Origin of the sequence: Streptomyces sp. NPDC097640 (assembly GCF_040302705.1) — a bacterium.
Lineage (GTDB): Bacteria > Actinomycetota > Actinomycetes > Streptomycetales > Streptomycetaceae > Streptomyces.
Map to the genome: position 1 here is coordinate 156,737 of NZ_JBEOSB010000019.1, position 22,053 is coordinate 178,789.

The window sequence follows — 22,053 nt, forward strand, 5'->3', positions numbered from 1 at the left end:
GGCGGGGAAGCCACGGAGGCGGCGGCCTCGGCGCGGGGGCGGCTCCCATGGGTGGCGGACCTGGGGGACGGCCGCTATCAGAACCCGGTGCTCAACGCCGACTGGTCCGATCCCGACGCGATCCGCGTGGGCGAGTACTTCTACCTGGCCGCCTCCACCTTCAACCGCGCCCCCGGACTGCCCATCCTGCGCTCGGCCGACCTGGTCAACTGGACCGTCATCGGACACGCCCTGACCGAGTTGGAGCCCAAGGACCACTTCAGCCGGCCCCGGCACGGCGAAGGGGTGTGGGCCCCGGCGCTGCGCCACCACGACGGCAGGTTCTGGATCTTCTATCCGGACCCGGACTTCGGGATCTTCATGGTGACCGCCACGGATCCGCGCGGGCCGTGGAGCAAACCGCACCCGGTCAAGCCGGGCAAGGGGCTGATCGACCCCTGCCCGCTGTGGGACGACGACGGGAGCGCCTATCTGATCCACGCCTGGGCGAAGAGCCGCAGCGGCATCAACAACCGCCTGACGCTGCACCGTATGAGCCCGGACGGAACCACCCTGCTCGACGAGGGCAGGATCGTGGTCAACGGCGACGAACTGCCCGGCTACACCACGCTGGAGGGGCCGAAGCTGTACAAGCGGGACGGCTGGTACTGGATCTTCGCCCCGGCCGGCGGGGTCACCAACGGCTGGCAGTCGGCCTTCCGCTCCCGCTCCGTCTGGGGCCCCTATGAGGACCGCGTCGTGCTCGCCCAGGGCGACACCCCGGTCAACGGGCCGCACCAGGGGGCGTGGGTGGCCACCGCGAGCGGCGAGGACTGGTTTCTGCACTTCCAGGACCGCGGGCCCTACGGGCGGGTGGTGCATCTCCAGCCGATGCGGTGGCGCGCCGACGGGTGGCCGGTGATGGGCGCCGACGACGGCAGCGGCCGGGGCACCCCGGTGCCGGTGCACACCAAGCCGCGCGTCGCCGGCCGGGCGAGGGTGACCGCGCCGGCCACCGGAGACGAGTTCACCGGGCCGGGGCTGGGAAAGCAGTGGAGCTGGCAGGCGAACGCCGATCCGGCCTGGTGGTCGCTGCGCCGCTTCCCGAGCCGGCTCACCCTGGCCTGCCGGCCCAGCCCGGACACCGATGATCTGCGGTTGCTGCCCAACGTACTGGGCCAGCGGCTGCCCGCCGAGTCCTTCGTCGCGACGACCTCGCTGACGCTGTCCACCAGGGACGGAGGGGCCCGGGCCGGGCTGGTCATGCTGGGCGGGAGCTACGCCTGGGCGGGTCTGCGCCACGACGGCGACCGGATCGTCCTGGCGTATCGCACCGCGGCCGAGGGCGCCGCGGAGGTGGACGCCGCCCCACCGGTACCGCTGGGGAGAAGGCGCGCGGCGGTGCGGCTGCGGGTGAGCGTGAGCCCCGGAGCGGTGTGCCGGTTCGCGGCCGACGTGGACGGCGGTGGGTTCGCTCCGCTCGGCGGGCCCTTCCAGGCGACGGCGGGCAAGTGGATCGGCGCGACGGTGGGGCTCTTCGCCACCGCGCCGGAGGCCGCCGGGCCGGGCGGTGCGGCGGCGTTCGACTGGTTCCGGGTGGGTCCGGGCCCGGCGCCGCGCCCGTAGGCCGTGTCCGCCCCGGGGCTGAGCAGCCGGGTTTGAACGAGGAAACCGATCGGTTTACGATACGTGGAAACCGATCGGTTTCATCGTTCCGTTTTCTGGTTGCGTCTTCTGGAGATCACCATGACCACGATCAAGAACTCCGTCGTCCTCGTCACCGGCGGCAGCCGCGGCATCGGCAAGGCGCTGGTGGAAGAGGCCTACGCGCGCGGCGCCGGCAAGGTCTACGCCACGGCCCGCGACCCCCGCACCGTGACCCACCCCGACGCCGTCCCGCTGGCCCTGGAGGTCACCGACCCCGACTCGGTGGCGGCCGTGGCCGAGCAGGCCCAGGACGTCACCGTCCTGATCAACAACGCCGGCATCTCGACCGGCGCGCGCTTCCTCAGCTCGCCGATCGACGACATCCGCCGCGAATTCGAGATCAACTACTACGGCCCGCTGCTGCTCGCCCGCGCCTTCGTCCCGGTCCTCGAGCGCAACGGCGGCGGCCACGTCCTCAACGTCCACTCCGTGCTGTCCTGGCTGGCCAACGGCTCCGCCTACAGCTCCTCGAAGGCCGCGATGTGGTCCCAGACCAACAGCCTGCGCCTGGAGCTGGCGCCACGCGGCATCCAGGTCACCGGGCTCCACATGGCGTACGTCGACACCGACATGACCTCCGGCATCGAGGGCCCCAAGTCCAGCCCGCGCGACATCGCCCTCGCCGCGCTGGACGGCATCGAGTCCGGAGCCGACGAGGTGCTGGCCGACGACCTCACGCGCTGGGCGAAGGGGGCGCTGTCGGGTGACCTGGCGTCGATGTACCAGCAGCTCGCCCAGTAGCGCCCGCGTAGTGGATCAGTCGAACGGACCCGAACGAGTCATGAACCGTGTTCATCCCTTCCGTGTGCTGCGCGCCAAACCCCTGTGGATCGCCAACGGCGTGATCCTCGGCGTTCTGGCGCTGCTGTTCACCGTGTTCTACGTCGGCGCGAACGTCGACCCGGCCGGTCATCTGCGCAAGCTGCCGGTCGGCCTGGTCGACGCCGACAAGGGGGCGGCCGCCGACGGCGAGCGGATCGACCTGGGCGCACGGATCACCGAGTCGATCGGGAAGTCGGCCGCGGGCGGCGACAAGATCGACTGGAAGGTGATGAGCGAGAAGGAGGCGAAGGAGGAGCTCGGCAAGGGCAAGCTGTACGGGGCGCTGCTGGTCCCCGCCGACTTCTCCTCCTCCGCCACCGCGCTCACCGCGAACACGGCCACCGCGAACACGGCCACCGCGGACCCGGCCACCGCGGACCCGGTCCGCCCGCGGCTGACCGTGCTGACCAACCAGTCCGCCGGCAGCCTCGGCTCCAGCCTGGCGCGGGCGGCCATGACCACGGCCGCCGAGTCCGCCTCGCTCCAGGTCGGCAAGGAGCTGACCGCGCGGATCCCGCCCGCGCAGCAGGCGAAACTGCCCGCCGCCGCGCGGGTCCTGCTGGCCGACCCCGCCGCGGTCACGGTCGAGGACGGACATCCGCTCGACTCGCACAGCGGCCTGGGCCTGACCGCGTTCTACTACGCGCTCGTCCTCGTCGTCTGCGGAATGCTCTCCGCCAACGTCATCAGCGGCCAGGTGGACCACGCCCTCGGCTACACCCACAACGACATGGGCCCCCGCCGTGTGCACCGCCCCCTGCTGCGCGCCACCCGGGTGCAGACCCTCGCCATCGGCAGCACCCTCATGGCCGCCCTGTCCGTACTGATGGGCACCCTGGTGCTCGCGGGTGCGGTCGGCATCATGGGCATGGACGCCTCCCATCTGCCGCTGCTGTGGCTGTACTCGGTGGCCGCCATCGCCGTCTGCGGCATCGGCGCGCTCGCCCTGCTCGCCGTCTTCGGCACGCCCGGCATGCTGCTGGTCACGCTGGTGTTCATCGCCATGGCGGTGCCGACGGCCGGAGCCACCACGCCCCTCCAGGCGCTGCCCGACTTCTACCGCTTCCTCGCGGAGTTCGAGCCGCTGCGGCAGATCACCGGCGGCGTCCGCTCGATCCTCTACTACGACGCCCAGGGCGACGCGGGCCTGACGCGAGGCTGGATCATGCTGGCCGTCGGCCTCGGGGCCGCCTGCCTCTTCGGCTTCGGCATGACCCGGCTGTACGACCGCAAGGGGCTGCACCGCGTACCGGACGAGGACGCGGTGCCCACAGAGGCCGGCGTTCCGGCGCGGTGAACGGAGTTAGCCTCTCACCATGACCACGGATGCGAAGCCCAGTTCCCGCGACCGGCTCCTGGAGGCGGCCGCCACGCTCACCTACGCCGAAGGCGTCGGCATCGGTGTCGAGGCGCTGTGCAAGGCCGCGGGGGTGTCCAAGCGCTCGATGTACCAGCTGTTCGAGAGCAAGGACGAGCTGCTGGCGGCGAGCCTGGAGCGGCGCGCCGCCGCCGCAGGCCGGCTGCTGCCCGAGGAGGACGACGCGCGGTCGCCGCGCGAGCGCATCCTGCACGTCTTCGAGCGGCTGGAGTCGCAGTCCGTCGCGCCGGAGTTCCTGGGCTGTCCGTATCTGGCCGTTCAGATCGAGCTGAAGAACCCCGAGCACCCCGCCAGCCAGGTCGCACGGCGGATCAAGCAGGGGATGACGGAGTTCTTCCGCAAGGAGGCCGAGCGGGGCGGCGCGGGCGACCCCGAGCTGCTGGCCAGACAGCTGGTCCTGCTCTTCGACGGGGCGAGCGCCCGCGCCGGGATCCGGGCCGACAGCCTGGCCGGTCTGATCGCCCCGACCGTCGCCACCCTGCTGGACGCGGCCGGCATGGCCTGACGACCGAGGTCCGATGCCACGGGGACGGCTGGAAGGGGTGAGGCTGTGGCGGGGCGTCGTGAGGCGCCGGTGGACCCCGGGGCGGGTCCGGTGCAACGGTTCGCGTTCGCGTTACGGAAGCTGCGGGAAGAGGCGGGCGGGATCACCTACCGGGCCATGGCGCACCGGGCGGGCTACTCGGTCACCACGTTGTCGCGGGCGGCGAACGGTGAGCAACTGCCCACGCTGCCCGTGGCGTTGGCCTATGTGGCGGCCTGCGGGGGCGATGCGGACGAGTGGGAGGCGCGCTGGCGCGAGGCGGGCGAGGAGACGGCCGCCCGGCCATCCGAGGACCGCCAGGACGACGCGGATCCGCCGTACCGGGGGCTGGCCCGGTACGAGACCGGCGACAGCGGGCTGTTCTTCGGCCGCGACAGGCTCACCGGGGAGCTGCTCGATCTGGTACGCCGGGAGCGGTTCGTGGCGGTGTTCGGCCCGTCCGGCAGCGGCAAGTCCTCCCTGCTGCGCGCCGGTCTGATCCCCGCCCTCCGGAACGCCGGGGGTCAGGACCCGGGGCCGGCGGCGATCCGGGTCCTGACCCCCGGAGAGCGCCCCTTCCGCACCCGGGCCCGCTTGTTCGTCCCCGTCGACAGCGCCGACGGCGCGGACACGTTGGTCATCGTGGACCAGTTCGAGGAGACGTTCACCCTCTGCCACGACCCGGCCGAGCGCGCCCGGTTCATCGACCTGTTGCTCGCCGCCCGCCGACCCGGCAGCCGGCTGCGCGTCATCATCGCGGTCCGCGCGGACTTCTACGGCCACTGCGCCGGCCACCGCCGGCTCGCCGAGGCCCTCAACGACGCCAATCTGCTGGTCCGCCCCATGAGCCCGGACGAGCTGCGCGAGGCCGTCGTCGGACCCGCCCAGTCCGCCGGCCTGATCGTCGAACGGGCGCTGACCGCGCGGATCGTCGACGAGGTCGACGGCGAGCCCGGCGGGCTGCCGCTGATGTCCCATGTCCTGCGGGAGACCTGGCAGCGCCGCCGCGGCCGCGCGCTGACCGCGGAGGCGTACGACGCGGCGGGCGGCCTCCACGGCGCCGTCGCCAAGACGGCCGAGGACTTCTACACCCGGCTGACCCCGGGCCGGGCGGAGCTGGCCCGCCGGATCCTGCTGCGCCTGATCAGCCCCGGCGAGGGTGCCCAGGACACCCGCCGGCCCGTCGCGCGCGACGAACTCGACACCGGCCACCCTGAGGACACCGACACCGACACCGACACCGACACCGACACCGGGGTCGTCCTGGAGCGCATGGCCCGCGCCCGCCTGATCACCCTCTCCTCGGACACCGTCGACCTGGCCCACGAGGCGCTGATCGGCGCGTGGCCGCGCCTCCACGGGTGGATCGAGGCCGACCGCGACCGGCTGCGGCTGCACCGGCGCCTGACGGAGGACGCGCGCGGCTGGGAGGACCTCGGCCGGGACCCGGGAGCCCTGTACCGAGGCGTCCGCCTGGCGGCGGCCGAGGAGGCGTTCCCGGACACCTCTTCCGCGCAGCCGCGGGATGAACTCACCGCGCTCGAGCGGTCGTTCCTCACCACCGGCTCACGCCGCCGGCTGTACGAGCGCAGACGGCTGCGGGCCTTCCGGGGAGCGCTCTCCCTGCTGGTCGTCCTCGTGCTGGTGGCGGGGGCGGTCGCCTGGCAGCAGAGCCACGCCCGCGATCGGCGCCGGACCGAGGCGGTGGCTCGGAACACGGCCGCGCTGGCGAACAGCCTGCGCCGGTCGGACCCGATGGCCGCCCTGCGGCTCAGCGTGGCCGCGTGGCGGACGGCCGATCTGCCGGAGACCCGTTCCGCCCTCCTGGAGGCCGCCTTCCAGCCGGAGCAGGACGCGGATACCGACCCGGACCCCGACCCCGAGGCCCAGCGGTTCCTCGACGCCCACGGTCGCACGCTGACCACGTTCGGGGGTACCGGCTCGTGCGGCGAGACGTGAACACCCACCGGCAGACGGGCTCCTACGGTCTGCTGCTGGATGTGCGGGACATCGGCCCGGACGGGCGCATGGCCCTCCTGATGGGCCAGCAGGGAGCCCAGCTGTGGGATGTCCGCTGCCGGGTCAGAACCAAGGTCCTGCCCCCAACGGGGGCGGCCATTGTCGAGTTCCTGTCCGACGGGCGCCGTGTGATCACCGCGGACGGCATGATCACCGATGTGAAAACCGGCGGGGTGAGCCGACTCCCGTTCATGGAGGGGGGAATCAACGGGGCCACGGCAACGAGTGCGGATGGCCGGCTGCTGGCAGCGGGCACCTACGTCAGCCAGATCACCCTGTGGAACGGGCGTACGCAACGCCGTCTCGCGGCCCTCACGGCCACCTCCACCGGCATGTCGCGGAACAGCCCCGCGGGACTGATCTCAGCCATGGCGTTCTCCCGGGACGGCCGCATCCTGGCCGTGGCCGGCGAGGACGGCGGGATACGGCTCTGGGACACCGAATCCCACCTCCAGCTGGGCCCGACCCTGTCCACCCAGGGCGACCGGATCCTGGCGCTGGCCTTCGACCGGGACGGTGACACCCTGTACGCCGCCGGGCCGCGCGTCCCGCTGCACACGTACCCGATCGCCCCAGGGCGCGTGGCCCAGGAGGTCTGCCGACGCGTCCAGGGGCAGCCGTCGACGGCGCAGTGGCGTGCGCTCATGCCCGATGTGCCGTACCGGAACCCCTGCTGAGCCGGCGGGACCCGCCGCCCCGGGTCAGGACTCCTCGCCCAGGGCCGCGATGTCGCCGAGCGGCACCGGCGCCGCCAGCGGCCGGCGGGCCAGCGACAGGAGATCGCTCTCCTTGGGAGATCCGCCGGTGAGCGCCGCCGCCACCTGGGCGGTGGCGAACCCGCACACCCGGCCCTGGCACATGCCCATGCCGGGGCGGGCCAGCAGCTTCAGCGTCCGGGGGTCCTCGGCGCCGAGTTCGCGGGCCGCGTGGCACAGGTCGTGGTAGGTCACCTCCTCGCAGCGGCAGATGACCGTGGACCGGTCGAGCCAGTCGGTCCAGCCCGGCGGGATCGGACAGGCGGCGTGCAGGGCGGCGGCGAACCGCCGCCCCCGGCGCACCCCGCGCTGGAGCCGGCGCAGCCGGCCCTCGTCGACCGCCCTGCCCAGATCGGCGGCAGCGGCGAGCCCGCTCAGCCGGCCCTCGCGGACGGCGAGCGCCGCGCCGCCGATCCCGGTGGCCTCACCCGCCAGATAGACGCCGGGGACGCCGGGGACGTCGGCCCGCTGCCGGGCGTCGACCACGGCGACCAGCGAACCGTCGACGTCCAGCCGGGTGGCCGCGCCGACCATCAGCGGCAGCTCGAGCGACGGGGTGAAACCCCAGCCCAGCGCGACCAGATCGGCCTCCACCTCGATCCGCACGCCGTCGCGCGGACGCCCGTGGCGGTCCAGCGGCGCGATGCGCACGGAGCGCACCCGGTCCTCCCCGCGGATCCCGGTGACCGCCGTCCTGGTCCGGTACGGGATGCGGTGCCGGGCCAGGAGCCCGGCGTACTGGGCGCCCTCGACCGCCTTGGCCGGTTCGCGCAGCGCGCCGCCCGGGTCGTGCAGCCAGCCGCGCAGCGGATTGGCCTCGCAGACCATGACGATCTCGGCCCCCGCCGCGGCGAGGCCGGTCGCCACCGGGAGCAGGAAGGGCCCCGTCCCCGCCACCACGGCCCGCCGCCCGGCGAGCGTGCCGCTCCCCTTGAGCAGGGCCTGCACCCCGCCGGCCGCCATGACACCGGGCAGGTCCCAGCCGGGCACCGGGAGCTGGCGGTCGTAAGCGCCCGGGCAGAGGATCAGCGAACGCGCGGTCAGCGCGCGGGCCTCGGGCTCGCGTGCGTCATGGCTCGGCCGCAGATGGAGGGTGAACCGGTCGGCGCCGCGCTCGATGAGCCACACCTGGTGCCCGAAGAGGGTGCGGGTCCCGGTGCGGGCCAGGCCCGCGCGCAGGGCGGCGAACGTACGGCGGCCGTGCTGACCGGGGCCGGGGCCGTCGTCGTGCGGGCCATGCCGCCAGTACTGGCCGCCGGGCCGCTCACCGGCGTCCACCAGGACCACGGTCAGCCCGGCCGCCGCCGCCTCGACCGCGGCGGCCAGGCCCGCCGGTCCGGCGCCGACCACCGCCACATCGGCCACCGGCACATCTGCCGTCGTGTCACCGTTCCCGCGCATCGGCGTCCCTCCCCGCGTGTCCGGACTCCAGCCGCATGCCGTCGGCCGCGGGCACCAGGCAGGCCCGCTGGTCGGGGTGGCCGTCGACGGTGATCAGGCAGTCGTAGCAGACCCCGATCCCGCAGAACAGCCCGCGCGGCCGCCCCTCCCCACGGGTGGTGCGCCAGGCGACCACCCCGGCCGCGACCAGCGCCGCCCCGACGCTCTGGCCCGGCCGGGCGTGGATGGTCCGCCCGTCGAAGGACAGCCGGCAGGGCGGGTTGTCGGGGGGCATCTCAGGGGGCATCGGGGCTCACCTCGTCGCCGGGCAGGGCTCGCTCGAATCGTTCGGGCGAGAAGGGGGTCAGGTCCAGGTCGGTCGGGCGGTCCGTCAGCGCCTGGGCGAGCAGCTTGCCGGTCCCCACCGACAGCCCCACCCCGGCGCCTTCGTGCCCGCAGGCGTGCCACAGCCCGGGGGCCCGTGGATCGGGGCCGATCACCGGCAGATGGTCGGGACAGTACGGCCGGAAGCCCAGATAGCTGCGGATGGCCTGGACGGAGGCCAGAAACGGGAAGAGCGCGATCGCGTTGCGGGCCAGCGCCGCGAGGACGGAGGGCGGGACGTCGCGGTCGAAGCCGACCCGCTCCCGGGACGAGCCGATCAGGACGGTGCCCGCGCGGGTGCCCTCGACGACGGGGGAGGTCTGGAGCGCCGCGTCCGAGCTGGCCACGTCGCCCACATACTCCGCGGCGTACACCTTGTGCCGGATCATCACCGGCAGGGGCTGGGTGACCAGCACACATCCCCGCCTCGGCAGCACCGGCACCCGCACCCCGGCCAGCTCGGCGACCGCGCCGGCCCAGGTGCCCGCCGCGTTGAGCACGGCGGGTGCGGCGAGCGGCCCGCGGGCGGTGCGGACTCCGGTGATCCGCTCACCGGCCCGGAGAAACCCGGTGACCTCGGTGTCCGTCAGCACCTCGGCGCCCGCCTGCCGCGCCATGCGCAGCAGATGCGCCACCACCAGCATGGGCTGGACCTGTGCGTCCTGCGGGTAGTGGACGCCGTGGACCAGCTTGGGGGAGAGGTGGGGCTCGTACTCCCGCAGCTCGTCCCATGGGACGTCGACGGCCTCGATCCCGTGGGCGCGCTGCTCTCGGACGAGTTCGGCGAGCGGGCCCGCGCTGTCCGGGGAGGAGGCCACCACCAGGCCGCCCTTGGACTCGAACTCCCACAGCCCGGCGTGTTCGGCCAGTTCCTCGCGCCAGACCCGCTGGGAGTAGAGCGCCAGGTCGAGTTCGGGCCCGGCCTCCTTGTCGGACACCAGCAGATTGCCCTCGCCGGCGCTGGAGGTGCCGCCGGCCAGCGGGCCTCGGTCGACGACGGTGACCCGGAGCCCGGAGCGGGCCGCGAAGTACGCGGCGGCGGCGCCGACCACCCCGGCTCCGATCACCACCAGGTCGGCGGTGTCGGCGCGCCCCGCCCGACTGCCTTGGGAGGGCCCGGTCATGTGCCGCCCGCCCAGATGCCCCGTACATGTCCGATGTGACGGTGCATGAAGAGCTCGGCCGCCTCGGCGTTCCTGGACTCGACGAAGTCGAGGAGCTGGTGGTGCTCCGCCGCCGACTCCACCAGGGTGCCGTTCTTCACCAGCGGCGCCAGCCCCAGCAGGCGGGTCTGGGCCCGGAGGTTGGACACCACCTCCAGCAGGCGGCGGTTGCCGCCGTGCGCCAACAGCGCGAGGTGGAAGACCCGGTCGGCCTCGACGTAGCCGATCAGGTCGCCCCGCTCCGCGGCCTCCACGATGCGCTGGGCCAGCTCCCGCAGGGCGGGGAGGGCCTCCGCGGGGACCAGCGGCACCACCGCCCGGACCGAGGGCGGCTCCACCAGCAGCCGCACCGCGGTCACCTCGTCCAGGTCCCGCTCGGAGACCTCGGTGATGAGGAAGCCCTTGTTGGGCTGCGCCACCACCAGCCCCTCCTTGACCAGATCGATCATCGCCTCGCGCACCGGGGTGGAGGACACCCCGAACTTGGCGGCCAGCGTCGGCGCGGAATACACCGTGCCGGCCGTCAGCTCTCCGGAGATGATCGCGGCGCGCAGCGCGTTTCTGACCCGGTCGCGGAGGATTTCACGCTTTCCCACGGTGCGCAGGTGCGTCGTCGAGTCCTCCGCGACCGGCAGTTCGCCGTTCAACTGGTTCGCCTTTCTACAACAGGAATCCGGCCGGAAACGGGTCGTCCGGATCCAATGTGAACTGAGAGGTGCCGGTGACCCACGCCCGTCCGGTGATGGTAGGCACCACGGCGGGTCGCCCGGCCACCTCGGTCTCCTCGATCAGCCGGCCGACGAAGCGTGTGCCGATGAAGGACTCGTTCACAAACTCGGCCCCCAGGGCCAGTTCGCCGCGCGCGTGGAGCTGGGCCATGCGGGCACTGGTGCCGGTGCCGCACGGCGAGCGGTCGAACCAACCGGGGTGGATGGCCATGGCGTGCCGGGAGTGTGCCGCGGTCGAGCCGGGCGCCTTGAGGTAGACGTGGTGGCAGCCGTGGATGTCGGGGCGGCCGGGGTGGACCGGCTCATCGCTCTCGTTGATCGCGGCCATGATCCCCTTGCCCGCCGCCAGCAGTTCGCCGGCGGCCCCCCGGTCGAACGGCAGGCCCAGCTCGGCCAGATCGACGATGGCGTAGAAGTTGCCGCCGAAGGCCAGATCGTAACGGACCTCGCCGAGGCCGGGCACCTTGACCGTGCGATCCAGGGCGTGGGCGAACGAGTCCACGTTCCGGAGGGTCACCGAACGCGCGCGGCCGTCCTGCACCGCCACCTCGGCCGTCACCAGCCCGGCCGGGGTGTCCAGGCGGATGACGGTGACCGGTTCGCGCACCTCCACCATGCCGGTTTCCACCAGCACCGTGGCGACCCCGATGGTGCCGTGGCCGCACATCGGCAGCAGCCCGGAGACCTCGATGAACAGCACGCCCCAGTCGGCCTCCGGGGTGGTCGGCGGCTGGAGGATGGCACCGCTCATCGCCGCGTGGCCGCGCGGCTCGTACATCAGCAGCGTGCGCACATCGTCGCGGTTCGCCATGAACCACGTGCGGCGCTCGGCCATCGTGTCGCCCGGGATGACGCCCACTCCGCCGACCACGACCCGGGTGGGCATGCCCTCGGTGTGTGATTCGACGGTGTGGAAGACGCGGCTGGATCTCACTTGTATCCCTTGGCGACAGCGGCCTCGGTGTCCCGGACGACCCGCTCGGTGATCTCGGGCGGGAGCGGAGTGCGCGGCGGGCGGCAGGGGCCGCCGCGCAACCCGACGACATCCATGGACAGCTTGATGGACTGGACGAACTCGGTCTTGGAGTCCCAGCGCAGCAACGGGTGCAGATCGCGGTAGAGCGGCAGGGCCTTGGCGATGTCGGCGGGTTCGCCGGAGGTGGCGAGCCGGTAGAGCTCCACGCAGCTCTCCGGGAGGACGCCCGGGTAGCCGGCGATCCAGCCGACCGCCCCGGCCAGTCCCAGCTCGAGCAGCACGTCGTCGGCGCCGATGATCAGGTCGAGGCCGGGGGCGAGTTCGGCCAGCTCATAGGCGCGGCGGACATCTCCGCTGAACTCCTTGACCGCCACGATCAGGCCCTCGCCGTGCAGTTCGGCCAGCAGCTCGGGGGTGAGATCGACCCTGGTGTCGAAGGGGTTGTTGTAGGCGACCACCGGAAGGCCGACCGCGGCCGCCTCGCGGTAGTGCCCCACCACGGCCTCGCGGTCGGCACGGTAGGTGTTGGGCGGCAGCAGCAGCACCGAGGCGGCGCCCGCCTCGGCCGCCTGCTCGGTCCACCGGCGGGCCTCCAGCGCGCCGTACGCGGACACGCCGGGCATCACGGTGTGGCCCTCGGGGGATGCCTCGACGGCGGTGCGCACCATCCGGGCGCGCTCCTCGTCGGACAGCGTCTGGTACTCGCCGAGGGAGCCGTTGGGGCAGACGCCGTCACAGCCGCCCTCGGCGAGGAAGCGGACGTGCTCCGCGTAGGCGTCGTAGTCGATGGAGAGGTCGTTGCGCAGCGGCAGCGGTGTCGCGACGTGAACACCGCGCCAGGGCTTGTCGGGGGCAGCAGTCATGGGTCCTCCTTGATAGTGCAATGTTACATACGACGTGTCGACTCGTGACGACCCCCCGGCCGATGGGCCATCGGCCGGGGATTCCGAGCGACGGCTCACCGCGTCGTCATCCAGCGCTCCAAACCCGTCGCGTCGAGCGGCAGGGCCGAGGACAGCACATCCGTGCCGTCCTCGGTGACCAGCAGATCGTCCTCGATGCGCATTCCGATCCCGCGGAGCTCCGGCGGGAGGGTGAGGTCGTGCTCGTGGAAGTACAGCCCGGGCTCCACGGTGAGCACCATGCCGGGCGCCATCCGCGCCCCCTGGTAGGCCCCGTAGTCCGCCCGCGCGCAGTCGTGCACATCGAGCCCCAGGTGGTGGCCGATGCCGCAGACCAGATAGCGCCGGTGGTGCTGGCCCTGCGGGGACAGCGCCTCGTCGACGGAGACCGGCAGCAGCCCCCAGTCGTGGAGCCCCCGCGCCACCACCTCCATGGCGGCGGTGTGGAAGTCGGAGAAGTTCCGGCCCGGGGCGACGGCGGCCAGGCCCGCCCGGTGCGCCCGCTCCACCAGGTCGTGCACGGCGCGCTGGGCGGGGCTGAACTCGCCCGAGGCCGGGAAGGTTCGGGTCACATCCGCGGTGTAGTAGCTGTTGGTCTCCACGCCCAGGTCCAGCAGCACCGGCTTGTCCTCCACCACCGGGCCGTCGCACCGCACCCAGTGCAGGGTGGCCGCGTGGCCGGCGCTGCCCACGATGGACGCGTAGCCGGGGCCGTTGCCGTGCGTACGGGCGTAGCGGTCGAAGGTGCCCTGGAGCCAGCGCTCACCGCCGCCCGCGACGGCCGCCGGGAACTCGCGCACCACGGCGGCGAATCCCTCGACGGTACGGTCCACGGCCTCCCGGAGCTGGCCGATCTCCCAGTCGTCCTTGATCATGCGCAGCTCGGACAGCGTACGGCCCAGGTCGGCGGACGGGCCGAGGCCGTGGCGGAGCGCGGTGTCGCGGTCCAGCCCGCCGGTCAGCAGCGGCTTCTCCAGCCCGCCGAGCGCGGCGTCGAGCTCGCCCAGCGGACGGACGTCCAGGCCCAGCGCACCGCTCCACTCGGCGAGCCCGGGCGCGCCGCCGACCCACAGCTCGCCGTGCTCGGCGTCGGCGAAGAACCCCGGGTGGCCGGGGCGGGCCGGCTCGGGCAGATGGAGGGTGGCGTCATGGCCCCCCGGCACGGGCCGCATCACCAGCACGCCGTGCTCCACCCCGCACCCGGTCAGCCAGAAGAAATCGCTGTCCGGGCGGAAGTCGTAGCGGGTGTCGTTGGAGCGCACCGGGGCCTGCCCGGCGGCGACCACGACCGGCTGTCCCGGGTGGGCGGCGCTGAGCCGCGCCCGGTGGTGCGCGGCGGCCTCCGCAGCCCCCGGCACGGTCTGCGCGCTGCGGTCGGGGGTGTCCCAGCCCTCCGCCATGAACGCCAGGAAGGAGGGCAGCTCGGCCAGCCGGGGCATGCGCGGGTCCGGCTTCGCGGGCCGCGGCGCCGACTGCGACACGGGTTGCGGCGCGGGCTGCGAGTCCGACTGCGGGGCAGGTTGCGATACGGGGGCCTGGCCGTCGGTGGCGGGGGCGGTCAGGGAGCGGGTTGACAGGTCGTCGGTCATAGCAGCTCCTCGTGCGAGGCGGTGGTGGACGGGGGCTTCGGTCCCGGGGCGGAGCCGCCCCGGGACCCGGTGGCCGCCGGCGGCTCCCCGGGGGGAGCGGCGCCCTCGCGGCGACGGCGGTCCCATTCCGGGTCGATGCGGGGTATCGCGGCCAGCAGGGTGCGGGTGTACGGGTCCCGGGGGTGTTCGAAGACCTCCGCGCAGGGCCCGGACTCCACGATGATGCCCTGTTTCATGACCGCGATGCGATGCGAAATCCGGCGCACCACGGCGAGGTCGTGGGCGATGAACAGGTACGAGAAGCCGCTCTCCCGCTGGAGACGCAGCAGCAGGTCCATCACCTGTGCCTGCACCGACACATCCAGCGCGGAGACCGCCTCGTCGCAGATCACCAGCTTGGGCGCGACCGCGAGGGCGCGGGCGATGCCGATCCGCTGGGCCTGTCCACCGGAGAACTGCGCCGGATAGCGGTGCAGATGGTCCGGGTTCAGGCCGACCCGTTCCATCAGCTCGCCGGCGAAGGCCCGCCGCCCGCCGGGGATGGGGAGCCCCTGGTAGACCAGGGGCGCGGTGAGGATGCGCTCCACGGTGTGGCGGGGGTTGAGCGATGAGAAGGGGTCCTGGAAGACGACCTGCACGTCGTTGCGGAACCGGGCCAGGTCAGGACCGCGCGCATGGGTGACGTCCCGCCCCGCGAACTCGATGGTGCCGTCGGTGGGTTCCATCAGCTTGGCCACCAGCCGCGCGGTGGTGGACTTCCCGCTGCCGGACTCGCCCACCAGCGCCAGCGTCTCATGCGGAAACACCTCGAAGCTGACCGAGTCCACCGCGGTGAACACCGACTTGCGCCCCAGCGGACCGCCCCCGGCCCGCGTGGTGAAGCGCTTGGTGAGCTCGCGGGCGCGCAGCAGGGGCGATACGTCAGCTTGGCTGCCTCGGCTGCCGGTCACCGGGGATCCTCCTGTTCCGGGGCGGGATGGGCCGGTCGGGGTGTCGGCGACACGACGCCCGGCGCGGCCAGTTCGTCGTCGATGCGCGGGATGCTCTCCAGCAGCATCCGGGTGTAGGGGTGGCGCGGCGCGGAGAAGACCCGCTCCGTGTCGGCGTACTCGAGCTGCTCCCCGTCGCGCATCACCAGCACCCGCTGGGCGATCGAGGCGATCACCGCCAGGTCGTGGGTGATGAAGAGCATGCCGGTGCCGGTCTGCCGCTTCAGCTCGGCCAGCAGATCGAGGATCTGCGACTGCACGGTGACATCCAGCGCGGTGGTCGGCTCGTCCGCGATGAGCAGGGCGGGCTCGCAGATCAGCGCCATCGCGATCATGATGCGCTGACGCTGCCCGCCGGAGAACTGGTGCGGGTAGCGGTCGACCCGCTCGGCCGGGTCCGGGATGCCGACCCGGCCGAGCGCGTCGATGGCCATCCGGCGCGCTGCGCGGCGCGAGCCGCCGCGGTGGCACTGGTAGACCTCGGCGATCTGGAGGCCGACGGTGTAGTAGGGGTTGAGCGAGGACAGCGGGTCCTGGAACACCATGGACATCACGTTTCCGCGCAGCCGGCGCAGCTCCGCGTCCGGGCGGCCGAGCAGCTCGGTGCCCCGGAACCGGATGCTGCCGCTGGTCCGCGCGGTCCGCGGGAGCAGCCCCATGACGGCGAGCGCCGTCATGGACTTGCCCGAGCCGGACTCGCCGACGATCCCCAGGGTTTCATTGGGCCGCAGGGTGAAGGTGTTCTCGCGGACGACGTCCACCGGTCCGCGGGTGGTCGGGAAGGTCACGGTCAGGCCTTCCACGACCAGCAGGTCCGCGGAGTCGTCCGGTCCGGCCCGGTGGGCCGATGATTCGGTCATGACGAGGTGATCCTTACGCGCGGGTCCAGCGCGGTGTAGAGCAGATCGACCACGACGTTGCCGATCACGACGAAGAACGCCGCCAGCAGCGTGACCGCCATGATCACCGGCTGGTCGTTCTTCGCGATCGCGTCCGAGGCCATCTTGCCCACACCGTTGAGACCGAAGACCGTCTCGGTGATGAGGGCGCCGCCGAGGAGACCGGCGAAGTCCATCCCGAAGATGGTGACGATCGGGGTGAGCGCCGGCCGCAGCGCGTGCCGGCGGAGTATCAGCACCGGCCGGAGCCCCTTGGCGCGGGCCGTGCGCATGAAGTTCTCGGCGAGCGTGTCGATCACATTGGCCCGGGTCATCCGGGCGTACAGACACGCGTATCCGACGGCGAGCACGATCCACGGCATCAGATACGACTGGAACCACGCCCCCGGATCGTCGCCGAACGGGACCGCCGCAGGGAACGGCAGCAGCTGCCACTTGACCACCAGCAGGTACTGGAGCGCCAGGGCCAGCACATACGGGGGGATGCTGGAACCGCCGAGCGCCAGCGCCATGCTGCCGCGGTCCCACCACGTGCCCTCCTTGACCCCGCTCAGCAGCCCGCAGATGATCCCGCCGACCAGCCAGAGCACGGCCGCCCCGACGGCGACGGTGACGCTCACCGGAAGCCGCTCCGTGACCATCTCCCACACCGACTGGCCGCTCTGGAAGCTGTAGCCGAGACAGGGGGCGGGGCAGTGGACCTGATTGACGCCCGACCCGTAGTCGCGCCCGGCCACGATGCCGCGCAGGAAGTCCCACAGCTGCTCGAGGAAGGGGCGGTCGAGCCCGAGCGAGGTCCGGATCGTGTCGATGCGTTCCGGCGTGCAGGTCTTGCCGCAGACCATCACCGCCGGGTCCGGCGAGAGCTGGAAGAAGATGACATAGGTGAACACACAGACGGCCAGCAGGATGACCAGCACCCAGGCGAGCCGGCCCACGACATAGCGGAGCATCAGGAGGCCTCCCCCGCGTCCAGGGCGTGCCGCAGCCGGTCGCCCACCACGGTCAGGGCCAGCACGGTGCAGAACAGGAAGGTGCCGGGGATCACGAAGTACATCGGGTCCACCTGGTACCAGCTGACCGAGGCGGCGATCATCTGCCCCCAGGACGCGGTCGGCGGGGTGACCCCGACACCGAGGAAGGAGAGCCCGGCCTCGGTGCCGATGTATCCGGGCACCGCGAGCGTGGTCATCACGATGATGGTGCTGCGCAGATTGGGCAGGATCTCCGAGAAGATCAGCGCCCGGCTGCTCGCCCCGGAGGCCCGTGCCGCCTCGACGAACTCCCGCCCGGTCAGGGTCAGCGTCTGGCCGCGCACCACACGCGCCAGATACGGCCAGCCGAAGACGCTCAACACGATCACCAGCAGCACCGGACGGTTGCCGGCCGGCAGGGCGGACAGCACCGCGATCATGAAGATCAGGGCCGGAAAGGCCATCAGAAAGTCCATCAGCCGGGAGATGGCCTGGTCCACCCACCGGCCGTAGAACCCGGCCAGCAGACCGAGCACCAGGCCGATGACGGTGGTCAGCAGCGTGGCGGAGACGGCGATCAGGAGCGAGATCCGGGCCCCGTAGGCGATCCGGGCCAGGATGTCCCGGCCGTTCTGCGGCTCCACGCCCAGCCAGTGGTCGGAGCTGATGCCGCCGAGGGACCCCTTGGGCAGGCCGCCCAGGTCCTTGTCGACGGCCGCGCTGTCGAAGGTGTCCGGGCCATGCCCGGTCAACGCGCTGATCAGCGGCGCGCACAGGGCCATCAGGACGAGCAGGGCGAGAAACGCGGAGCTGAGGACGGCCCCGGGGTCACGCCGCAACTCGCGCAGTACGCGCCGTCCGGTGCCCCCGCCCGGCGCGCCGCCGGGCGGTCCCGTGGGCAGCCCGGGCTGCGCCTCGTGCAGGGAGGTGGTCGCCATACGGGCTACTTCTTCGGGTCGGCGAGGCCGACGCCGACCAGGTCGATGCCGCCGCTGTACGAGATCGAGGTGTGCGCGCCCGCGATGTTGCTGCCGACCACCAGCACGGTCTTGGAGTAGTTGAGCGGCACGATCGGGGCGAGCTTCATGATCTCGGCGTCGAGCTTGCCGTAGGCCTTGTTCTGCGCGGTTTCGTCGTCCATGGCCGCGATCTCGTCGATGCGCTTCTCGATCTTCTTGTCGTTGAGCATGGAGAGCACCGAGTTGCCCTTGTCGGAGATGAGGCGTCCGTCGAAGAGCGGCGGCAGGAAGGTGGTGCCGCCCGGCCAGTCCGGGCACCAGCCGGTGAGCGCCGCGTCGTGCTGCTGCGAGGGCGTGCCGATGACCTCGTAGAACGTCGAGGTGTCAATGGTGTTGATCTTCACCTTGATGCCCACCCGCTTCAGCCCCTGCTGGACGGCCACCGCCACCGCCTGCTCGGTGGGGTTGGCCCGGGCGTCCACCGTGAGGGTGAAGCCCTTGGACTGGCCGGCCTCGGCCAGCAGTTTGCGGGCGGCGGCCGGATCGCCGGTGCCGTCCTTGGAGGGATACACATCCGTGGCATCGCGGCCGGGAATCGACGGGGGCTGGATGGAGGTGGCCGCGGTCGCCAGGGAGGAGCCGCCGAGCGCGTCCACCGTGGTCTGCTTGTTGACGGCGTACTCGATCGCCTGGCGCACCCGGACGTCGCGGAGCGGCCCCTTGGTGGTGTTCAGGCTCATGTACGTAGTGCAGCCGGTCACGCCGGAGAGCGTGCGCTGCTTGAGCTGCGGTGTGCGGAGCCGGGCGATGGTGGCGGGCTGCACCTTGGGACCGACGGCGTTGATGTCCTTGCCCTGCCCGGCTATCAGGCGCTCGTCGATGGTCGCCGCGTCCAGCCCGAAGGTCCAGACGAAACTGTCCGGGCGGGCGGCGCGCACCGTGTCGGTGGAGCGCTTCCAGTGCTTGTTGCGGACCAGTTCGAGCGACGAGCCCCGCCGGTAGCTCGCCACCCGGTACGGGCCGGAGGCGATCGGCTTGGTGTCGAAGACGGCCTTGGCGCCGGTGCCCTTGGGGAAGGGGGTGAAGTTCGGCTGTGCGACCACGCTGGAGAACTGCGGATAGGACTTCTTGAGATGGAAGACGATGGTGCGCTTGTCGGGGGTCTCGATGGTGTTCAGATCGCCCGACCGGTAGGGGCCCTCGTAGTCGGCGGGCGCGGCGATGACCTGCTTGGCGTAGGGCGAGCCGATCCCGGCGTCGGGATCCCAGGCCCGCTCCACGCCGAACTTGACGTCCTGGCTGGTGATCGGGGCGCCGTTCTGGAAGAACAGCCCCTTCTTGAGAGTGAAGGTCCAGGTTTTGTTGTCATCGGACGGGCGGCCGGTGTCGGTGGCCAGATCGCCGACGATCTTCGTCCCGTCGTTGTGCGGACCGGTCGCCTCCCGGGTGGTGAGGGTGCGGTAGATCAGGCGGTAGAAGTTGTTGACCCCGCCGTCGAAGCCGCGTGCCGGATCGAGGTGCGAGAAGTCGGGCTTCTCCAGGAAGTGCACCGTGCCGCCGGTGGCGGGGTCCGCGGTGGGCTTGGCCTGGCCAGAGGCGGCGGGTCCGCCTCCGCTACAGGCGGTGAGGGTCAGGGGAATGGCGGTGCACAGGGCGGCACAGGACAGGACGGCTCTTCTCATGGGGCCTTCTCCGGAAGTGAGTGACGCGCGGACAAGGGGACGCACACGTGGGGGAGGTGCGAGTAAAGGGGGGTACGGGTGACGTGCCTGCGGCCTGGGGGCCGGGGTCCAGGAGGACCAGAGGATCAGGGGAACCAGGGGGAGGCTGGTCAGACGTTCCTGATCCACACGCGCATGGGGCCGGGCTCCCGGTTGCCCCACGCGAAGTACGGAACGAGCAGCATGTCAGCGGCGCTGGTGCTGGTATCGGTGTCGGGGGAGGCTTCTCGCGGTCCGTCCGTGAGCACGGGATACAACTCCGGTGACCGCGGCGGCGCGACGTCCGCCGCCACCCGGATCAGCACCGCACCCTCCGGCCCACCGCCGTCGGACTCCGGGGCGACGACGGTCTCGGCGGCCGCGAGGTGCTCCGCGCCGATCACCACGTCGTCGACGTCGGCCGGGCAGTCCTGCTGCTCCACGCAGTAGACCAGCGGGCCGCGGGCCACCGCGACCGCGCCACGCGTCGCGTCCAGGTGGGGATGGGAGACGTGGCCGCGGACCGGCATGGGCAGGCTCAGCCGCAGCTCGTCACCCGGGCGCCAGAGCCGTTCGACGGTGAGCCAGCCGTCCACCGCGGTCCCGGCCGGCACCTCCTCGGACACGGCCTCGTCGCCCACCGTGAGCCCGGTCCGCCCGGCGTCCGCCCAGCCGGGCACCCGGAGCGAGATCCGGTACGGCCGGTCGGGCGCCCGGCGCACGGTGAGCCGCACCTCGCCGTCCCAGGGATAGCCGGTCGCCATGTCCAGCGCGACCTCCGTCCCGTCCACATGAGCCTGCGCATACCCCGCGACCAGCAGTTCTCCGGCGCGCTCGGCGACCAGGAAGTCGGCGAGCTGGGCCATCCAGCGCACCACGTTGGGAGGACAGCAGGGACAGCCGAACCAGGCCCGGCGCAGTGCCTCACCGCCCTCCTCGGCACCGCTGCGCTGGTCGTGGTCGGCGCGCCGCTGCAACGGGTTGTCGTAGAAGAAGGCGCGCCCGTCCGCCGCGGGGCCCACCGCGAACGCGTTGTACAGGACGCGTTCCAGGACGTCGGGGTAGTGGGCGTCACCGGTGGCCAGGAACATCCGCCAGGCCCACTGCATGGTGCCGATGGCGGCACAGGTCTCGCTGTAGGAGCGCTCGGAGGGGAGTTCGTAGCGGTCGCCCACGGCTTCGTCGGAGTGGCGGCTGCCCAGCCCGCCCGTCACATACAGCTTGGTGGCCACCATGTCGTCCCACAGCCGCCGCAGCGCGTCGAGCAGTTCCCGGTCGCCGGTCTCCCGGTACACATCGGCGGCGCCGGCGGCCAGGTAGGTCATCCGCACCGCGTGTCCGGTGACCGACGGGAGTTCGCGCAGCGGCACATGGTCCTGGAAGTACTGGGAGCCGAAGACCCGTGACACCACGGTGCCGCGGCCGCGGCGGTCCACGAACAGCCGGGCCTGGGTCAGATATCTCTCGTCGCCGGTCTCCCGGTAGAGCTCCACCAGAGCCATCTCGACTTCGGGGTGGCCGCAGACCGCCTCCTCGCCCGTCGGGCCGTAGCGCTCCACCACCAGGTCCGCGAAGCGGATGGCCACATCCAGCAGGCGTCGGTCGCCGAGCTGCCGGTGGGCGGCGACCGCGGCCTGTGCGAGGTGGCCGAGGTTGTACATTTCATGGCCCCATGCAAGATCTTCCCAGGGGGCCTTGGCACAGTCGGGGTCCTGGAAGAAGGAGTTGAGGTAGCCGTCCGGGGCCTGGACACGCTCCAGCAGCCCCACGGTCTCCTCGTAGAAGTCCCGCATCACCTGCCCGTCCAGGTCGCCGCCCTCGTCCGGCCGCGCCAGTTCGTAGGCCAGCCCCTCCAGGGTCTTGTAGAGGTCGGTGTCCAGAAACGGATACCGGCCTTGATAGGGCCTGACCTGCTCATTCTCCGCGAGCTTCGTGGGCAGCAGACGACGGAGGTTCTCCAGGTTGCCCGCCTTCTCGAGCTGTTCGAGCGTGTGCGGCACGGTGGCCTCGCGGTTGCGCCGCTGCCAGTCGGCCAGCAGCCCCCCGGTGATCCGCACCCGTGAGCCGCCCAGGGGTGTCACCTCTCCGGGGGCCAGCGGAGCCACCGCGCCGGTCCGTCCGACGGCGTCACGCGGGGATCGGTCCAGGGAATCCCGATCATCCATTCGCATCTCCAGTGCTGTGTAGCATTGCACTGAACCATAAACAGTGATGCGGGACATGCCAA

Annotated in this window: 19 protein-coding genes; 6 read left to right on the forward strand and 13 right to left on the reverse strand. The window is 72.2% G+C overall.

The annotated features are described in order from the left end of the window. The first annotated feature begins 60 nt into the window (after positions 1-60). The 6 genes from ABTY62_RS28355 (at position 61) to ABTY62_RS28380 (ending at position 7,105) form a co-directional block, all read left to right on the forward strand. Positions 61-1,605, forward strand: a complete 1,545-nt coding sequence (locus tag ABTY62_RS28355) for a glycoside hydrolase family 43 protein (protein WP_352132292.1) — start codon at positions 61-63, stop codon at positions 1,603-1,605. A 120-nt stretch (positions 1,606-1,725) separates the two neighbouring features. After that, positions 1,726-2,427 (forward strand): SDR family oxidoreductase, encoded by a 702-nt coding sequence (locus ABTY62_RS28360; protein WP_352132237.1) that lies wholly within the window; start codon positions 1,726-1,728, stop codon positions 2,425-2,427. Positions 2,428-2,467: 40 nt separating this feature from the next. Next, on the forward strand, positions 2,468-3,805 hold the full coding sequence (locus ABTY62_RS28365; RefSeq protein WP_352132238.1) for a DUF3533 domain-containing protein: 1,338 nt from the start codon (positions 2,468-2,470) through the stop codon (positions 3,803-3,805). Between the two features lie 19 nt (positions 3,806-3,824). Next, entirely contained in the window at positions 3,825-4,391 is a 567-nt protein-coding gene (locus ABTY62_RS28370; RefSeq protein WP_352132239.1) for a TetR/AcrR family transcriptional regulator, read from the forward strand. Between the two features lie 45 nt (positions 4,392-4,436). Beyond that, the gene (locus tag ABTY62_RS28375; protein WP_352132240.1) at positions 4,437-6,368 is read left to right on the forward strand and encodes an nSTAND1 domain-containing NTPase; all 1,932 of its coding nucleotides are present in this window, start codon (positions 4,437-4,439) and stop codon (positions 6,366-6,368) included. Continuing rightward, positions 6,353-7,105, forward strand: coding sequence for a WD40 repeat domain-containing protein (locus ABTY62_RS28380; protein ID WP_352132241.1), 753 nt, complete (start codon positions 6,353-6,355; stop codon positions 7,103-7,105). Before ABTY62_RS28375 ends, ABTY62_RS28380 begins: the two co-directional genes overlap by 16 nt. 24 nt (positions 7,106-7,129) lie before the next feature. Here the strand turns inward: ABTY62_RS28380 and ABTY62_RS28385 are convergent, their stop codons facing one another. From ABTY62_RS28385 to ABTY62_RS28445, 13 genes are all read right to left on the reverse strand, one after another. Further along, a complete protein-coding gene (locus tag ABTY62_RS28385) occupies positions 7,130-8,584 on the reverse strand; it encodes an FAD-dependent oxidoreductase (RefSeq protein WP_352132242.1) in 1,455 nt (484 codons plus the stop codon). Then, on the reverse strand, positions 8,568-8,870 hold the full coding sequence (locus ABTY62_RS28390) for a (2Fe-2S)-binding protein (RefSeq protein WP_352132243.1): 303 nt from the start codon (positions 8,868-8,870) through the stop codon (positions 8,568-8,570). The genes ABTY62_RS28385 and ABTY62_RS28390 overlap by 17 nt, the downstream gene beginning before the upstream one ends. Further along, positions 8,860-10,071 carry an NAD(P)/FAD-dependent oxidoreductase gene (locus ABTY62_RS28395; protein ID WP_352132244.1) on the reverse strand — a complete coding sequence of 404 codons (1,212 nt, stop codon included), beginning with the start codon at positions 10,069-10,071 and terminating at the stop codon, positions 8,860-8,862. Before ABTY62_RS28395 ends, ABTY62_RS28390 begins: the two co-directional genes overlap by 11 nt. Further along, a complete protein-coding gene (locus ABTY62_RS28400) occupies positions 10,068-10,757 on the reverse strand; it encodes a GntR family transcriptional regulator (RefSeq protein ID WP_352132245.1) in 690 nt (229 codons plus the stop codon). The genes ABTY62_RS28395 and ABTY62_RS28400 overlap by 4 nt, the downstream gene beginning before the upstream one ends. Before the next feature lie 13 nt (positions 10,758-10,770). Continuing rightward, entirely contained in the window at positions 10,771-11,772 is a 1,002-nt protein-coding gene (locus tag ABTY62_RS28405) for a proline racemase family protein (protein ID WP_352132246.1), read from the reverse strand. After that, positions 11,769-12,677 (reverse strand): dihydrodipicolinate synthase family protein, encoded by a 909-nt coding sequence (locus ABTY62_RS28410; protein WP_352132247.1) that lies wholly within the window; start codon positions 12,675-12,677, stop codon positions 11,769-11,771. Before ABTY62_RS28410 ends, ABTY62_RS28405 begins: the two co-directional genes overlap by 4 nt. Positions 12,678-12,772: 95 nt before the next feature. Next, on the reverse strand, positions 12,773-14,305 hold the full coding sequence (locus ABTY62_RS28415) for an aminopeptidase P family protein (RefSeq protein ID WP_352132248.1): 1,533 nt from the start codon (positions 14,303-14,305) through the stop codon (positions 12,773-12,775). Further along, positions 14,302-15,255 carry an ATP-binding cassette domain-containing protein gene (locus ABTY62_RS28420; protein WP_352132249.1) on the reverse strand — a complete coding sequence of 318 codons (954 nt, stop codon included), beginning with the start codon at positions 15,253-15,255 and terminating at the stop codon, positions 14,302-14,304. The genes ABTY62_RS28415 and ABTY62_RS28420 overlap by 4 nt, the downstream gene beginning before the upstream one ends. Next, entirely contained in the window at positions 15,252-16,154 is a 903-nt protein-coding gene (locus ABTY62_RS28425) for an ABC transporter ATP-binding protein (protein ID WP_352132250.1), read from the reverse strand. Before ABTY62_RS28425 ends, ABTY62_RS28420 begins: the two co-directional genes overlap by 4 nt. Next, on the reverse strand, positions 16,151-17,146 hold the full coding sequence (locus ABTY62_RS28430; protein ID WP_352132251.1) for an ABC transporter permease: 996 nt from the start codon (positions 17,144-17,146) through the stop codon (positions 16,151-16,153). The genes ABTY62_RS28425 and ABTY62_RS28430 overlap by 4 nt, the downstream gene beginning before the upstream one ends. Then, complete coding sequence (locus tag ABTY62_RS28435) at positions 17,146-18,105, reverse strand: ABC transporter permease (protein ID WP_352132252.1); 960 nt, start codon at positions 18,103-18,105, stop codon at positions 17,146-17,148. The genes ABTY62_RS28430 and ABTY62_RS28435 overlap by 1 nt, the downstream gene beginning before the upstream one ends. A 5-nt stretch (positions 18,106-18,110) precedes the next feature. Continuing rightward, complete coding sequence (locus tag ABTY62_RS28440; protein ID WP_352132253.1) at positions 18,111-19,808, reverse strand: ABC transporter substrate-binding protein; 1,698 nt, start codon at positions 19,806-19,808, stop codon at positions 18,111-18,113. 149 nt (positions 19,809-19,957) lie between these two features. Beyond that, complete coding sequence (locus tag ABTY62_RS28445) at positions 19,958-21,991, reverse strand: glycoside hydrolase family 127 protein (protein ID WP_352132254.1); 2,034 nt, start codon at positions 21,989-21,991, stop codon at positions 19,958-19,960. Positions 21,992-22,053 lie beyond the last annotated feature (62 nt).